Source organism: Bacteroides sp. 1_1_30 (assembly GCF_020982715.1).
GTDB lineage: Bacteria > Bacteroidota > Bacteroidia > Bacteroidales > Bacteroidaceae > Bacteroides > Bacteroides xylanisolvens.
In genome coordinates, this window is record NZ_JAJKHN010000040.1 from 16,527 (window position 1) to 32,007 (window position 15,481).

The window sequence follows — 15,481 nt, forward strand, 5'->3', positions numbered from 1 at the left end:
TAAAACGATGAATTCAATGAAGAAAACATATAAATACGCAGTGGTTGGACTACTCTTCCTGTTTTTGGCAGGTTGCGAAGACTTTCTGGATAAACGCGAAGACTCCGGTGGGCTGACGGAAGAGGCTGTATATAGCAGTTATGAGTCCATCCGTGGATTTTTGGATCAAGTATATCCTAAATTGGAAGCCTATAACACATTTGAAGGTGCAGATGATGGAAAGAATCAACGCACGTATGTAGGTGTGATGGCGGATGAAATGTCTGCGACATACAATAAAACCGTTTTTGCCAAGTTTTTCTCCGGGGCATGGTTGACTACCGATAAGGCGGCCAATGTGACAGAGATCGGAAATGGCAGCAATACTCCCATTGGTAAGGCACTTCCTTCCATACGCATAGTGAATCGGGTCATTGCTAATATTGATAAAGTACCATTGACGGGAGAGCAACGTAATGAAATTCTGGGACAGGCTTATTTTTATCGTGCTTGGTTCTATTTCAACGTCATCAAACGCTATGGAGGTATGCCGATTCTGGATAAAGTATTTGCTGGTGGTGACGACGATATTCCCCGTGTCACCTATCATGAAAGTAGCGCATGGATGGTGGGTGATATAGACCAAGCTATTTCTATGCTGCCCGATACATGGCCGGACAATCAGTATGGCCGTCCTACTAAATTAGCAGCTCTGGCATTCAAAGAGATGGCTTTGCTTTATGACGCCAGTCCATTGATGCAGAACGACCTGAACTCTGTTCAAATAAAAAGCTATGATCAGGAACGTGCAAAGGCGGCTGCAAAGGCTGCATGGGCAGCTATCACCTATATGAAGCAGAATGAAGCGAAAACAGGTGTACGACTGGCAACTGCCGATGAGTATATGAACCTGTTTTGGTTTCCCGATACGGAACTCAAGCGTGTAGAGACTATCTGGTGGCGACGCAGAATACCCAGTGATAGCGATCGTTCCAAGACCGCACGTGCTTTCTGGCTTTATGCTGATATGACGGGAGGAACCGGCTCGGAATCATTCGCTATTTCTTGTCCTACACTGAATGCGGTAAATATGTACGAGCGCAAAGGAGCAGATGGTATTTATTATCCGATTAATGATACCCGGTCGGGTTACAAATTCGACCCGGAACATGCTTTCATTGATCGTGATCCTCGTTTCTACAACAACATTCTTATTCCTGGTGATACTTGGGGAACCTATGCAAGTGGCAAGCCCTATTACATTCGTTTGTGGAGAGGTTGCACAGCCTACAATAACTATGGAAGTTCGAAACATACCAACGGACGACAATTATCAGGATTTATGTGCCGGAAGTTTTTATGGCCGGAAGCAAACTATCGCCATGATCAAACGTTAGGAACAACCAAACCGTTCCTGCAAAAGATTGCTCAAACCGTCTTTATCCGTGCTACGCAACTTTACCTTGATTTTGCCGAAGCCTCTTTTGAAGCTACCGGAAGTGCGACCGCTAAAGTAGAAGACTGTGGTATGACGGCAGAAGAAGCCCTTAATACTATTCGCAATCGTATCGGTGTGACGGATATTCCTTCCGACATCGTGTCTGATCCCGAAAAGTTCCGCGAAGCCTATCGTCGGGAACGGGGAGTAGAACTGATGTTTGAGAACCACCGTTGGTGGGATGTTCGTCGTTGGATGATCATGCACACACTGTTTAACGAACCTTATCCGATAAAGGGAGTTTACTTCGATCCTGTAGGCAGTTATGAAGATTCAGCTGACGGCAAGTCTGGTACACGTCCGGCAAGTTTTACTTATACGGTGTTTGACATGGAGAAAGAAATTCGCGGATTCTCGAATATGCGCAACTATTGGTATCCGTTGCCGCAACACGATGTGGATGCACTTCACAATTTGCAGCAGAATCCCGGTTGGTAATAACACTTTAATATTTTGATATTTATGAGAAATAGTTATAATAGATTCTTAAAAGGATTGTTCGCAGCCATCTTCTTTCTGGGGATAACATCTGTTGCGAATGCCCAAAAAGAACAGCCGGATTCGGTAAGTGCCGTGAGCCGGGTCAATATGGATCACCTGAAGAAGTATCCTACCTTGCAACTGTCGAATGCGTTGCAAGGACAGGCTGCCGGACTGATAGCGATCCCTAATGTGGGAGGTATCGGTTATGATAACTCTACTTTCTATGTGCGAGGTCTGCACAACAATGGAACGAGCGAAGCTATCGTGATTATTGATGGTATCAAACGTCCGATTGACGACATCCTGCCCGAAGAAATCGAATCTATACAGATTTTAAAGGATGCCACTGCTAAAATTATGTATGGAGAGCAGGCTACGAATGGAGTGATACTCGTTCGTACTAAACGGGGAAAAGCCAACGAACGCGTGATTCGTGTAGGATTGGAATACGGCATACAACCGGTTACCCGTATGCCGGAATTTCTTGATTCCTACAACTATGCTACGCTGTTCAATGAAGCTTGTGTAAACGATGGTATACAGCCTTTTTATTCGGCAACTGATCTTGAAGGTTATAAGAATTCGAAGGGGGTGAATGATTTGCGTTATCCTAATGTCGATTATTACAAAGAATTTCTACGTGACGCAAGTACATTCCGCAAGGCTACGATCGAATTGAACGGAGGTACAGAGAAAGCGACTTATGCCGTGACAGTAGGCTATACCGGCAGTTCAGGTTTGGAAAAAGTCAGTGATCGTTCGAATTTGAATCGTATCAACGCGCGAGGTAATTTGGATTTGCGCATTACCGACTTTCTGACTGCTTCGGCTGATGTAGCAGGACGGATTGAGAAGAAAGATTGGGGGGCTGTGGATGGAGCCACGCTGTTTAGTGAAATCTCTACCCTTCGTCCCAACGAATATCCTTTCATGATTGCTCCGGAAGATATTAATGGTCGCGATGGAGTCACCACCGACGAATCGTCTTTGATATTCGGAACCAGTGTCCGCAAGACCAACAACCTGTATATGGATATGGCTTATGGAGGTAACACTTCGGAACGTTATGTGAATAGTCAGACCAATTTAGGATTGAAGTTTGACCTGAAATCATTGACTGAAGGTCTGACGGCAAATGCTTATATGACATTTGATAATTATAGTTACTTGCGTCAACAGTTACGTAATGCTTATCCTACTTATTCTATCGAACGCTACCTTGATGACGAAGGGGAGGAAGTGCTTCGATTCACGGAGCGTAAGAAGTTGAATTTGCCAAAAAAGCAATCTATCTCATCCAACGATACATATCGTAACTTTGGATGGCGTGCTAACGTAAACTATGAGCATTCATTCGATTTGCACGATGTATTGGCAGAAGCCGCTTTCCGTTATACTACTGAAGAGAAAACCGGTAATACACAAGATGTGAAAAATGGTACTTTTACCTTTCGTGGTAATTACGCTTACAATAAGCGTTATTTTGTGGAAGGCGTTCTTTCAGCTATGGGGTCGAACCGCTTTAGCGGCAGTAACCGCTACTTCTTTGCTTATGCCATTGGGGGGGCATGGATGATTTCTAAGGAAGACTTCATGAAAGATGTAAAGGCTGTTAACTCGTTAAAGTTGAAGATTAATTACGGACATTTGGGATATGCCGGCAATACGGGGCATTTCCTTTATCGTACCAACTGGAAGAATGGTGATAAATTCGAACACAAACCTAGTACCGGAGGTCCAACTACCGATTTGGTGCGTTATGGCAATCCGGACTTGAAATGGGAATATTCCAACGAATTGAATATAGGCGTAGAGGGAACCTTCTTCAACAACCGCCTCTCGGCTGACGTGAACTATTTCCGTGAAATGCGTAAGAATATCATAGGAAAGAACACCGTTAAATATGCTGCTGTAGTGGGAGACTTTATTCCTGCCGAAAACATCGGTGAAGTAATGAACCAAGGCATAGATGCGCAAGTAAGGTGGCAAGATAAAATAGGTGAGATTCATTACAATGTGGGGGTGAACCTTACTTTTACCAAAAACAAATTGCGTAAGAGCGATGAATTAGATAACATCGAAGACTATCGTAAGAGCGTGGGACGTTCCACCAGTACAATTTTTGGTTTGCAGGCAGAAGGATTGTTTGGTAAAGACGTGCAGTTGGCTGGGCATCCGTTGCAAAGCTATGGTGCCTATCAGGCCGGTGATATCGCTTATGCCGATTTGAATGGTGACAATATGATTAATGATAATGACGTAACCGATTTGGGACAAAGTTTCCCCACTACCACGATGGGTATTGATCTTTCGTTGAATTACAAAGGTTTTGGCCTTTACATACTGGGTACAGCTACGACAGGCGTCACGAATATACTTTCCAGTTCGTACTATTGGAACAACGGACTGGATGGATATTCCGTATTGGCGCTCGACCGTTATCATCCGGTAAACAATCCTACCGGGACCCAGCCCAGACTGACTACCACCTCCGGAGCAAACAACTCCCGCAATTCCTCTTTCTGGTCGGAAAACGGGTCGTTCTTCCGTCTGAAGAATGTGGAGTTGAGCTATACGCTTGCCAATAAAACGGGCAAGTTTATAGGAAAAGATTTCAAATTCTTTGTGAGGGGAACCGATTTGTTTGTACTTTCGGGCATCAAAGACTTAGATCCCGAACGTATGTTGTCCGGCTTGACCAACTATCCGACTTACCGAACCATTACGGGCGGAATATCCATTAACTTCTAAATGAAAGAAATGATGAAAAGATTTAGATACATAATAGTCCTTGCATGGGTTACAGGCATCGTAAGTGCCTGCACCGATCTCGATACCAAGATGAACAATCAATGGTCGGTGGATGATACATGGACCAACGCTGAAAAGGCACAAGGTGTGCTACTCTCGGTTTATCAGGATGTTTTGACCGTCCCTGATGCATGGGATGGCAACTTTCTGGATGCGGCAACAGACAATGCCATGACACGTGTTTACGATTCCAGTGTTTATCGTGCCGGACAGGGCGGCTTTAGCCGCACGAACAATCCCTTGGGAAATTGGAGTGCTTGTTATGATCAACTGCAACGTATTCATACTTTCCTCGACAATGGACTTACGGATGAAATACGCTATAGCATTTCTAGCGACGAAATTGATCAGGCTTACAAAAAACGTTTGCGTGGAGAAGCTATTTTTCTTAGAGCATGGTGCAGTTTCAATCTGTTGAGAATGTATGGTGGAAAGACCGATAACGGACAAGTGTTGGGCTATCCTATCGTAACACATTATATTACTCCGGAAGAAGCGGCGCATCCGGAAAGTTTTTCGCGCGATAGTTATGAAGATTGCGTTAAGCAAATTTGTTACGATTGTGACGAAGCAATGGCGTTACTTCCGTTGACTTATTCCGGAGGGGATGCTATATTGGGCGACCAAGCATTTGGTCGTGCTTCGGGATTATCTGCCGCAGCACTGAAAGTACGAACACTGCTCTATGCGGCCAGCCCTGCTTATCAGCCAGATAACATAGTACGATTGAACGGCATGGGCGATTATACGGTGGTGGACGAAACGGCTTACCAAGCCAAATGGGAACGTGTGGCTAATTATGCCAATGAGGTGTTGGCGATGAGTGGAATGAAAAACTATTCGGCATTAGTTCCGAAAGATCTGTACGATGGAGGGGATGCCCAATCGGCCGAATTCCTTTTTCGCACATTTGTGGGACGTAATCATGGTTTGGAGCAACGGCATTATCCGCCTTTCTATTTTGGGAATGCGCAGACTACGCCTTCGCAGAATTTGGCTGATGCTTTCCCGGCAAAAAATGGATTTCCCATAACCGATTCGCGGTCGTTGTATGACGAAACCGATCCTTATGATTGCCAGCGTGACAACCGCTTCGATGTGAATCTTTACTATCAGGGACGTCAATTTGGAGCCAACAGTTCGTATATTGATGTTACTCCGGGTGGAAAAGACTCCGGATACATGAACGTGAATGCTACCCGTACGGGGTATTACTTGGCAAAGTTTATGAATACGGTTGCCGACTTTTTGAAACCGCTCGAAGAACAGGATTCCCGTCACTACAATCCGATGCTGCGCAAAGCAGAGGTATGGCTCAATTTCGCCGAGGCATCCAATGAAGCCTTTGGACCGAAAGTTGTGGGACCCGGATGCACCAAGTCTGCCTACGATGTGATAAAGATTATTCGGGAGAAGTCGGGCGGAATTACCGACGTGACTTATTTGGATGAAATGGCTGCTTCGAAAGAAACGTTCCGTACATTGATACAAAACGAACGCCGAATTGAATTTGCGTTCGAAAATCAACGCTTCTGGGACTTGCGCCGTTGGCTGTTACCTCTCAATGAGCCAATTTATGGAATGCGTGTTACTCGTGACGGTTCAGGAGACGATGTATTCGAGGTGGTGAAGGTAGAAGATCGCCCATTAAACGATGTTCGTTATTATTACATGCCATTGCCTTATTTAGAGGTACAGAAAAATCCGAATCTTATCAATAATAAAGGATGGTGATTGTGTTTAACTATAATAAGAATAAAATATGAGATTTACAAAACTTTTACTGTCCGCACTCCTGCTGTTAGTTGGGATTACGGCATGTTATGACGACTATACCCACGACTATGAAGGAGCTGATATGGGCTTTGCTGTAGCAAAACCACTGCGAACTGTGATTAGCGACCGTGATATGAATATTTATATCGGAGTGGCTATTGGTGGGAAACGTGAAATAGACATGAATGATTGGGCTAAATTTACTATTGATCCCTCCTTGCTTGAAGGAACGGGGAAAGTGTTGTTACCTGCCAATTACTATACGCTGGCGGATCCGGAATATTTCCGGGTGCGTAAATCGAACTCTCCGGTAGCCGATGTAAGCATTAGTTTTACCGATGCTTTCTATAGCGATCCGCTATGTTTGACGGATCATTACGCACTCCCTTTCCGAATGACGGAAAACTCGATGAACGCTTTGAGAGAAGGAGCCGAAACATGTGTCGCTGTTATTAAATATATCAGTACTTACGCTGGCACTTATTACCGCATGGGAAGTGTAACTGAAGTGGATGCCGGAGGAAATCCTGTTGGTGCACCGGTAAGTTATGGTAATACCAAAGATATTATCAAATGTAGTACTACCACTTTTAAGACTACGGTTCCGAGTGTAGTGGTGTGTCCGGGTGTAGGCAATAAGTTGGAAGCAGTAGGTAGTTTGACATTGACGATGGATGCCAACAAGAATGTGACAGTGGAAGGAGTGAGCGGCAAAGCGGCAATCACCAATGCAACGGGTACCTATCAGACTGAAGGAGACTACGATTATGTGGCGAAGACTGGTACGCGTGCTCCGCAGTTCGATCTGGAATATACGTATGAGAACGGTGGCAAGTTTTACCATGTGGTAGAGAAACTTGTGTTGCGTCAAGATCCGCTTTATGATTTGCGCGTAGAGACTTGGTAACCATAAAAAAATGAGTAAAGATGAAAAAAATACTATTTATGCTGCTGTTGTGTACTCCTTTATTATATATGGGGTGCAAAGCAGAACCTGAATGGGTAAACTTGATAGCACAACAGGAACAGGAAAAAGGGCAAGAGGAGAAACGGGAAGAGGCAGACTCTGAATTCAAGTGGGCTAACCTTGCCGACAGTTGTACAACGGTGCTGATAAACCAGTTCATGAACAAACCGAAAGGCACTTTCTGGGCATCACCTGCAAATGAGAGCAATAACTCCGGCAATATCTATTGGCAGCAAGCGCATGCCATGGATGTAGTGATCTATTCGTACCAACGTATTAAAGATAAAAATCCGAATTTGGCTGATACGTATGAAAACTATTTTAAGTTATGGTATGCTAATAAAGCCAATAATTATGATAAAGGTGACACAAAATATGGAACTACTGGATTCGGTAATCGTTTCACGGATGACATGTGTTGGATTAGCCTTACCTTGATACGTTTGTCGGAGGCTACTGGAGACGATACATATATCAATATGGCTAAAACTCTTTATGATACTCAAATTATCACCCGTGCATGGGAAGACGAGAAAGGGAAAGGGCTTCCGTGGAAAGAGTTAAGTGTTGATAAAACTAGAAACGCTTGTACGAATGCTCCGGGTTGTCTGGTAGCAGCAAAGCTCTATCTGAAGTTTAAAGATGCGAAATATCTGGCAGATGCGAAAATACTCTGTGCTTATGTTAATGCCAATATTCTGAAAAGTGACTATCGGGTGGGAGAACCTCCTCTGACTTATACACAGGGAACATTCGGCGAAGCTTGCCGACAGCTATACCACATCACACAGGAACAGTCATACATGGCAATTGCGGAACAGGTAATAAGTTATGCCTTTACTAGTACTCGCTGTACTAACAAAGGATTTCTGCGCGACGAAGGGACAGATATGAACCAAAGCATTTTCAAAGCAGTGTTAATTCCCTATGCCGTGAATCTCGTTTTGGATGATGCGGCATCGGGTACTGTTAGAAATACGCTGACGCTCAAATTGCAAGACAACGCGGAAGCTTTGCGAAAAAACATGGACAGAACACAATGGCCTGCCATGTATTGCAATTATTATTGGGGAAGTTCATTCAACTCGGCTAATATAGCTTCTATGGGAGCGCAGGCAAGCGGTGCTTCTTTAATGGAAGGAGTGGCTCGATTGGAGGCTGCTCAAGCAAAATAAAGTTTTAATACGATAAAATAGAAACTCATGAATCACTGTTTTCGTTGTTTTAGCATAGTTCTGTTCTTCTTTTTGAGCTGTATGAGCTATCTTTTTGGTCAGGAACAGACGTTATCCACTGTAGATACGGGGTATGAACTTTGGATGAATTATAAACCTCTTCCCGAATCTGGCTTAAAACAATCTGCCATTCGGTATGGTAGTCACATTAGTCTGCCCGGAAGCCGGTACGATGAAGTCATAAGAAAAGAACTGGAGCGTGCTTTGAAGGCGTTACTGACAGTTACACCAATATTTGTTCAGGATAATGCGGTGGGAATTCAAATGAGTTTCTGTAAAGATAAAGGGCTGGGAGAGGAAGGATATATCATCCGCAGTGGTAAAAAGAGGATAACACTTCAAGCCTATTCCGATGCAGGATTTCTTTATGGTACGTTCCACTTGATTCGATTGATACAATGTGGATATCCGCTTGAACAGTTAAATATCAAAGAAATTCCTGCATTGGAATTCCGTATGATCAATCATTGGGTAGGTCTGGGTGGAACGGTAGAACGCGGCTATGCTGGAAAAGGATTGTGGGCATGGGACGATTTGCCAAAGAAAATCGAACCTCGATATACCGACTACGCCCGCGCGGAAGCATCCATCGGCATCAACGCCGTGATTCTGAATAATGTTAATGCCGATCCGCGCATCTTAGGACATGACTATTTAGAGAAGGTTGCTGCGTTAGCTGATATCTTCCGCAAGTATCACATCAAGGTGTATCTTGCACCCAATTTTGCTGCTCCCGTAAAACCTTCTACGACCAAAGACGTGGGGAAACAATGGGGAGGTGTCGGAATTGGACATCTGGATACAGCCGATCCTCTCAATCCCGAAGTGCAAAAGTGGTGGATGGATAAGGTCAACGAAATTTACAGTCTGATACCTGACTTTGGAGGTTTCCTTGTAAAAGCCAACTCTGAAGGCATGGCAGGTCCGCAAGATTATCATCGTAGCCATGTGGATGGCGCCAATATGTTAGCCCGTGCACTCAAACCTCATGGAGGCATTGTGCTTTGGCGCACCTTTGTCTACAATCCGGAGATTGATAAAGATAGAATGAAACGTTCTTATAAGGAGTTTCAGCCTTTGGACGGACAGTTCGACGAAAACGTAGTGTTGCAAACCAAAAACGGAACGCTTGACTTTCAGCCTAGCGAACCGGCTCAACCGTTGTTCGGAGCCATGCGCCATACTCCTTTGTTCCCTGAACTCCAGATTACGCAAGAGTACTTGGGGCGTTCTGTTAGCTTGGTGTATCTGTTGCCCATGTGGAGGAAAACTTTCCTCGATTTCGATACATATTGTAACGGAAAGGGAAGTACTGTGTCGAATATTATCGCCGGAAAGACATTCCCGTCGCGTATGCTTGGCATGGCAGGAGTAGGCAATATCGGTCGTTCGCGCAATTGGACTGCTCATCACTTTGCCCAAGCCAACTGGTATGCTTTCGGGCGTCTGGCATGGAATCCGGAAGAATCGACCGAAAGTATTACATCCGATTGGATAAAGTCTACATGGAATTGTGACGAAGCAACGCTGGAAGTCATCCGGCAAATGATGATGCCCACATGGGAGAGCTTTGTTTGTGCTCATGCCCCTTACAGTTTGGGATTTACTGTGAAGCGGGAAGACCATTATACGGCGGGGTTCGAACAGCGTGCAAACAAAGAGTGGCATGTGAGCAAAGAGTCTATCGGCACTGATCGTACCACAAAAGGAACGAACTATGTGTCTCAATATTTTAAATACAACAAGGATATATTCAACAGTTTGTCACAGTGTCCCGAACTTTACTTGCTTTGTTTCCACAACGTGCCGTGGTCGCATAAAATGAAATCCGGGAAGTCATTACGTGAAGAGTTCAAATCTAATTTGAAACGAGGCATTGAGCAGGTTGATGTGAACATCGGGCTATGGAAATCTATCCGGAATAAGATTGACCCGGTTAGATATGAAGAAGTATTGGAGAGCCTATATAAAGAGCAAAGAGATACAAAGGTCTTTTACCAGGCGGCTTTGAATTTCTTTAGTCAATATTGGTAATTGCTCTGTGTATAACTATTGATCGTGGTCAATAGGCTCATCGTGTGTTTGTAACTGGACTATTTGTCATTTTTTGTCCTTTATTGAACAGCTATTTTCGTAGTTTGTCAAATGAATTGTCGAACTTTGGGCGTGAACGATTAAAGAATTTATTATATGAATACAAAAGTTTTAGTTTCAATCTCTGCGATTTCCAGTATGGTTAATGTTATTCCAATGCTGGCACAAACACCCAAACCCAATGTTGTTATCATCATGACCGACCAACAGCGAGCTGATTTGTGTGGTCGCGAAGGTTTTCCGATGGCTGTCACTCCTTTTGCCGATTCGCTGGCATTGAGTAATGTCTGGTTTGATAAGGCGTATACGGTAGCTCCTGCTAGTATGCCTGCGCGTTGTTCCATGTTTACAGGACGTTATCCGACTGCTACGCATGTCCGTACGAACCACAACACTCTCGATATGTATTATAAGAAAGATATGCTCGAAGTGTTTAAAGAACAAGGATATAAGACGGCATTAGTGGGAAAGAACCATGCGCATGTGAAAGGGAAAGATTTTGATTATTGTGAGGAATATTTTCATTGGGGAAAGAATCAGCGTGATACGCAGGAAGATAAGGACTTTGCATTTTTTCTGAATAATAAAGCGAGAGGTCAATATTTGGAAGCCACCCCTTTCCCGGCAGAAGCGCAGAATCCGGTGAAAATGGTTACCAAAGCTTTGGCTTGGGCGGAGCAGCAAAAAGATTCCGCATTCTTTATGTGGGTTTCAATGCCTGAACCGCATAATCCATATCAGATATCAGAGCCTTATTTCTCAATGTTTTCTCCGGAAAAGATACCGGCAACTTTGACTAGCCGGAACGATTTATCTAAAAAAGGAAATAAGTATGAGATTTTGGCGGAATTGGAAGATACAGCCTGCCCGAACCTGGCAAAAGATCTTCCTCGTTTGCGTGGAAATTATTTAGGAATGCTTCGTCTGATTGATGACCAGACCAAACGTCTGATTGAAGGATTCAAAGCAGCCGGGCTTTATGAAAATACCATTTTTGTAATCCTGTCAGACCATGGGGATTATTGTGGGGAGTATGGCTTGATTCGTAAAGGTGCAGGAGTGCCTGAATGTTTGACCCGTATTCCGATGATTTGGGCAGGATATAACATTCATCCGCAAAAATCTCCTATGGATGCACATGTTTCTATTGCTGATGTATTTCCTACTATTTGTACAGCAATCGGTGCAGATATACCTCTTGGAGTGCAAGGACGCAGTTTATGGCCGATGTTGACGGGTAAATCGTACCCAAAGAAAGAATTCTCGAGTGTAATTGTACAACAGGGATTCGGTGGTGAAGATTTCACCCGGGATGAACCGTTGACATTTGCTAAAGAGGGGGCTTTGCAACCCAATAAAATAGCTCACTTTGACGAACTGAATACCTGGACACAAAGCGGAACTGAACGTATGGTTCGCAAAGATGACTGGAAACTGGTACTCGACAATTATGGTCGTGGTGAACTGTATAACTTGAAAGCCGATCCTTCCGAGATTAATAATCTTTATAATAAAAAGAAATATGCTTCCAAACAAATGGAATTGCTGGAAGAATTGATGACTTGGGAACTGCGTGTACAAGACCCATTGCCGGTGCCAAGAAATCGTTACCATTTTAAGCGGAATCCATATAACTATCATTTTGAAGATAAAAAGAAATAGAACTGAATAACTAGAACTACTGTATCAATGAGAATCTTTTCGCTATTAATATTATTGGTAGTGGCATCTGCCCTGCAATCACAAGTGGTTGTGAATGAGAATGTAAAACATAGTAAATATACTTTCCCATTAGTCGCATCGAAAATAAAGGCGACCGTGTGTTATGATGCCAATGATTACCCGGTTGTAAAGAAGGTTGCCGAGCTGTTTGTGTCTGATATTGAAAATGTCACAGGACAGAGATTAAAATTGGCAGATGAATGGAAGAAAGGAAGAACAGTGGTGATTGTCGGTACTATTGAAAAGAATCAGGCAATTCGTCAGTTAGCCTCCAATGGGAAAATAGATATATCTCCTTTGGAAGGGGCATGGGAACGTTATCTGATCCAGACAGTTAATCATCCTTTTCCAGGAGTAGATAAAGCGCTGATTGTAGCCGGAAGTGACAGGCGAGGAGCTTCTTACGGTTTGTTTTCTCTTTCGGAAATGGCAGGTGTGTCTCCCTGGTATTGGTGGGCGGATGTCCCTGTGAAGAAACATAAAACACTTTATGTGGATGCTCCCACCACTGTTTCCAAGACCCCTTCCGTGAAATATAGAGGTGTTTTTCTGAATGATGAAGATTGGGGACTGAAACCTTGGGCCGCTAAGACTTTTGAGAAAGAGCGTGGCAATATAGGTCCCCGTACTTATGCCAAAATATGCGAATTGTTGTTACGGTTGAAAGCCAATCATCTGGCTCCTGCCATGCATCCGGTGTCGACCGCATTTTATAAGATACCTGAAAATAAGTTGGTGGCAGATACTTTTGCTATTGTAATGGGGTCCAGTCATTGCGAACCATTATTGTTAAATACAGCTAGTGAATGGAATTCAAAAACGATGGGGCCTTGGGATTATGGTAAAAATAAGGATAAAATTAATGAAGTTCTAGGAAACCGTGTAAAGGAAAACTGTGCTTATGAGAATGTATATACATTGGCTTTGAGAGGATTGCATGATGCGGCAATGGGAGGAGGTGATGTCCCCATGAAAGAAAAGGTCAAAATGCTGGAGAGTGCGTTGAAAGACCAGCGTAATTTGATTGCAGAACATATTGATCGACCGGTTGAAACAATTCCACAGGCATTTACTCCATACAAGGAGGTGTTGGAAATCTATTCGAATGGATTGGAATTGCCGGATGATGTAACCATTATTTGGCCGGATGATAACTTCGGCTACATGAAGCGCTTAAGTGGCCCGCATGAACAGAAGCGCTCCGGGCGTGCAGGTGTTTACTACCATGTCTCTTATCTGGGAGTTCCCCATAGCTATTTGTGGTACAGCACTACTCCCCCGGCTCTGATGTATGAGGAACTCCGAAAGGCTTATGATACGACGGCAGACCGTATCTGGCTGGCTAATTGCGGTGATTTAAAAGGAGCCGAAATGCAAGTGTCTTTATTCCTTGATATGGCTTATGATATAGATAGCTTTAATGCGAATAATGTGGTTACCTATCCCGCCCGTTGGTTGGCAAAGATGTTTGGGGATCAGTATTATAGCGTATTTGAAGATATCACTTCTTCGCATATCAATCTGGCCTTTTCCCGGAAACCGGAATATATGGGTTGGGGATATTGGAATAATTATTGGGGCGGGGGAGAGAAACGTACGGATACGGAGTTCTCTTTTGCCAATTATAATGAAGCAGAAAATCGTCTGAACGAATATAGCCGCATTGGGAAGAAAGCGGAAAATCTTTTGGCATCTTTGGATAAAGACAGTCAGCCGGCTTTTTATCAGTTATTATACTATCCGGTGAAAGGTGCCGAACTGATGAACCACATGACTATAAAAGGACAATATTATCGGCAGTATGTTCGTCAGCAGCGTGCCGCCGCCAATTTGATAAAGGAGAAGGTAAAGAATTACCATGATAGTCTGCAAATCATAACTGAAGGGTATAATTCTTTGTTGAACGGGAAATGGAAATATATGATGTCTTTGAAACAGAATTATGAAGGTTCCAGTTCTTACTTTATGCTCCCGTTGATGGAAGAAAGTTATACACCGGTTGGTGCTCCTAAATTAGCTCTTCAGGCAGAAAGTGAAATTTTGGATAAAGGTGGGATAAGCTATCATAGTTTGCCTGTTTATAACACTTTTTCCCGTAAAAGCCATTGGGTCGATGTGTATAATCAAGGAAGTGGAGATTTGAGTTGGACTGCAAAGCCGTCGGACGATTGGATTATAGTGTCTCAAAAAGCTGGGAAAACTCCGACAGAGGACCGAATCAGGGTATCTGTTGATTGGGAGAAAGTTCCGGTTGGAGAGAGTATTAAAGGTTCTGTGGAGTTTAGTTCTAATGATCAAAAAGAATGTGTATTGGTTTCTGTTTTTAATCCGGCGTCTCCTGTGCGTGATGAGATGCAAGGAGTATATATGGAAGAGAATGGGTATGTCTCTATTCCGGCTGCAGGGTTTCATCGTAAGTTTGAGAGTAATGACATAAAAATGAATATTCTTCCCGGGGTTGGGGTTGAAGGGCATGCTTTGCAATTAGGGAATCCTATATCTCCCTTACAGATGTATCGTGCTGGTGATGTACCTAGAGTGGAATATGATTTTTATACGTTTAATGCCGGGATTTATGATGTGTATACCTATGTTCTACCTACATTCCCTTTGCACGTAGAGCGAGACTATAAATTGCCGGAACATACTAATTCGGACACAAAGTATAGTGTCCGTATAGATGATGGTTCTATTTCTACTCCTTCTACTTCTGCTATTGAGTATTCTCAAGTTTGGTATGATAGTGTACTGAAGAATTGTAGAGTGAATAAATCTACTTTGTATGTGAAGAAGCCGGGCAAACACACCCTACAGATACGTTGTGGTGATCCCGGGGTCGTCATTCAGAAAATAGTCATCGACATGGGAGGATTAAAACGTTCATACCTTGGACCTGAAAGTACAAAATGTAATTAG

Annotated in this window: 8 protein-coding genes; all 8 read left to right on the top strand. The window is 43.5% G+C overall.

The window, feature by feature from the left end; translation table 11 throughout:
* The first annotated feature begins 16 nt into the window (after window positions 1-16).
* A complete protein-coding gene (locus LPH68_RS13290) occupies window positions 17-1,915 on the top strand; it encodes a RagB/SusD family nutrient uptake outer membrane protein (RefSeq protein ID WP_151923637.1) in 1,899 nt (632 codons plus the stop codon).
* 24 nt (window positions 1,916-1,939) lie between these two features.
* The gene (locus LPH68_RS13295; RefSeq protein ID WP_032852725.1) at window positions 1,940-4,711 is read left to right on the top strand and encodes a SusC/RagA family TonB-linked outer membrane protein; all 2,772 of its coding nucleotides are present in this window, start codon (window positions 1,940-1,942) and stop codon (window positions 4,709-4,711) included.
* Between the two features lie 12 nt (window positions 4,712-4,723).
* Window positions 4,724-6,505, top strand: coding sequence for a RagB/SusD family nutrient uptake outer membrane protein (locus tag LPH68_RS13300; protein WP_151923636.1), 1,782 nt, complete (start codon window positions 4,724-4,726; stop codon window positions 6,503-6,505).
* A 28-nt stretch (window positions 6,506-6,533) separates the two neighbouring features.
* Window positions 6,534-7,454: a DUF1735 domain-containing protein gene (locus LPH68_RS13305; protein WP_151923635.1), complete on the top strand. Its 921-nt coding sequence runs from the start codon at window positions 6,534-6,536 to the stop codon at window positions 7,452-7,454.
* Between the two features lie 20 nt (window positions 7,455-7,474).
* Window positions 7,475-8,689: a glycoside hydrolase family 76 protein gene (locus LPH68_RS13310; protein ID WP_151923634.1), complete on the top strand. Its 1,215-nt coding sequence runs from the start codon at window positions 7,475-7,477 to the stop codon at window positions 8,687-8,689.
* Between the two features lie 81 nt (window positions 8,690-8,770).
* A complete protein-coding gene (locus LPH68_RS13315; protein ID WP_229129679.1) occupies window positions 8,771-10,783 on the top strand; it encodes an alpha-glucuronidase family glycosyl hydrolase in 2,013 nt (670 codons plus the stop codon).
* A 156-nt stretch (window positions 10,784-10,939) separates the two neighbouring features.
* Window positions 10,940-12,505 (top strand): sulfatase, encoded by a 1,566-nt coding sequence (locus LPH68_RS13320; RefSeq protein WP_053095300.1) that lies wholly within the window; start codon window positions 10,940-10,942, stop codon window positions 12,503-12,505.
* 27 nt (window positions 12,506-12,532) lie between these two features.
* On the top strand, window positions 12,533-15,481 hold the full coding sequence (locus LPH68_RS13325; RefSeq protein ID WP_151923633.1) for a glycosyl hydrolase 115 family protein: 2,949 nt from the start codon (window positions 12,533-12,535) through the stop codon (window positions 15,479-15,481).